This is a genomic window from Nitrospira sp. BLG_2 (assembly GCF_049222245.1).
The window spans coordinates 1-2124 of record NZ_JBLYIG010000643.1; the positions used below are offsets into that span (position 1 = coordinate 1).

The window sequence follows — 2124 nt, forward strand, 5'->3', positions numbered from 1 at the left end:
GGCTGAAACAAGAGCCGGTCTCTTCTTCGGAGCTGGAGAAGGTGCTGAATAATTTGGACGCCGATCTGGTTCGGGGTCTGAGGTCGAACAGCGGCCTGGCTTCTCAAATCGCATTGTATCAGGCGGTAGCCGGAGATTGGCGCTATATCCTGACATCACGTGATAAGGTTGCCGCGGTCACGGCTGCCGATGTCCAGCGGGTGGCGAAGCAGTATTTTACAAAGTCGAATCGTACTGTTGCGGTCTTGGTGAAGAAAGGCGCCGATAACACCGTTGCGGCTATGCCGGTCGGCGAGGTGATGCCATGAACCAAGCGAGGGGGCACAGGTTTGGAGGGAGCGGCTTTCGCCATATGGGAAGAATGCTTGGCATGGTGGTGATATTGCTGGCGTCCGTGGTCGTCGGCTATTCGGCCGACCTGACGCTCGGTGATCCCAGGACCATGACGTTTAAGCCGGTGGAATTCTCGCCACCCGATCCCGAGCGGGTCGTACTCGACAACGGCATGGTCGTCTATCTGTTGGAAGATCATGAATTACCTCTGGTCACGATCACGGCGACGATGCGGACGGGTAGTTGGCTCGATCCGACCGATAAGATCGGATTGGCTGCCATGACGGGAGCAGTGATGCGGACCGGCGGCGGCGGAGGCCTTTCCTCGGAGCAGGTTGATACCGAACTGGAACAATTCGCCGCCGATGTAAGTATCGGGATCGGTCGACAATCAGGGTCGGCGTCTCTCGATGTCCTGAGCAAGGATGTGAATCGAGGGCTGGAAATCTTCGCCGGTCTCATTCGGACTCCGGCGTTCGATCCCGCTCGTGTCGAATTGGCCAGGTTACAGGCCCTGGAGGCGATCCGTCGCCGTCAGGATAATCCCGGGTCCATCGTCGGCCGGGAATTTTCCAAAATGCTCTACGGGACCGATCATCCGAGCGCGCGAGAAAGCTCGCCGGATTCGGTGAAACGCATCACGAGAGATGATCTCGTCACATTCCATCGCGACACGATTCATCCGAACGGTATGATTCTCGGTGTGACGGGTGACTTCAACAAAGCGGAGATGGTGGCCTCTCTGCGTAAAGTGTTTGGAGATTGGAAAAAGGGAATGGTGCCGGAGTTACGTATCCCTGATGTGCCGGCGGCGGAGTTGTCCAAACCGGTTGTCAGGTTCGTCGGGAAAGACACCTCGCAGACCCATCTTCGAGTGGGGCATCTCTCGATCAAGGAGAACGATCCCGACTACGTCGCATTGGCCATCGCGAACGATATTTTGGGGGGAAGCTCATTCCGTAGCCGCCTGTTCAACGACGTGCGGACGAAACGGGGGTTGGCCTATTCCGTCGGCAGCCGCTTGAATACGGGCATGCACGACCAAGGTGTCTGGTTGATGCGGGCGGAAACCAAGATGATCTCCACCCAGGAAGTGATCGAGCGGTTTGTGGCGAATATCGAACGGATGCGCGCTGAGCCGGTGACCGATGCGGAGCTTGCGGAAGCAAAGGAAGCGTATGTCAATTCGTTCGTATTCTCCTTTTCCAGCCCTTCGGCGATCGTCAGTCGGCTGGTCGAGTTGGAGTACGATGGATTGCCGAAGGACTTTCTCCAGCAGCTACGCGCCAAGGTCATGCGACTGACCAAGGAAGACGTCTTGGCGGCGGCCAAGAAACATTTGCACCCGGATCAATTGAAGATCGTTGCCGTCGGATCAGGGGAAGCGTTGCCGAAGGCTCTTGCGACGTTTGGAGACGTGAAAGAAATCAAACTGTCGCCGGAGGGGTGAGGTATGGCCATAGACTCTGAAACAATATTCGGCAGGTTCGTCGAAATGATCGAGAAGCGCTTCGACGTTAATCGTGATGACGGACGGTCAAAGGTTCTTCATTTGCACTGAGCGTGAGTCAGCGTCCCTGCTCAGGAGACTGGGAATTGGCGAAGGTGATTTCGGCCTGTACACTCCTGAAAGTTCTGTTGAGTGGTGGGGAGTGAGAAAGTCGATTTCGAAGAATTGAAACGCATTTATGGAGACAAGTGGGTTCTGATTCTTTTGGGCAATCACCCGGAATCTGGTTATTTATACACGCCGGAGGATGTGAGCAACTCCGTACCTTCCTGGGCGCCTGA

General features: G+C 55.9%; 1 protein-coding gene and 1 pseudogene. Both read left to right on the forward strand.

The features are described 5' to 3' along the window. Positions 1-308 (forward strand): annotated as a pseudogene (locus ACOSYY_RS17070) (M16 family metallopeptidase); the annotation flags it as partial. Between the two features lie 62 nt (positions 309-370). After that, on the forward strand, positions 371-1783 hold the full coding sequence (locus tag ACOSYY_RS17075) for a M16 family metallopeptidase (RefSeq protein ID WP_421664005.1): 1413 nt from the start codon (positions 371-373) through the stop codon (positions 1781-1783). Positions 1784-2124: the final 341 nt, after the last annotated feature.

What these genes read in the sequence shown, in the direction of transcription:
- ACOSYY_RS17075 (WP_421664005.1), top strand. Translation starts at nt 371, where the DNA reads ATGGTGGTGATATTGCTGGCGTCCGTGGTCGTCGGCTATTCGGCCGAC.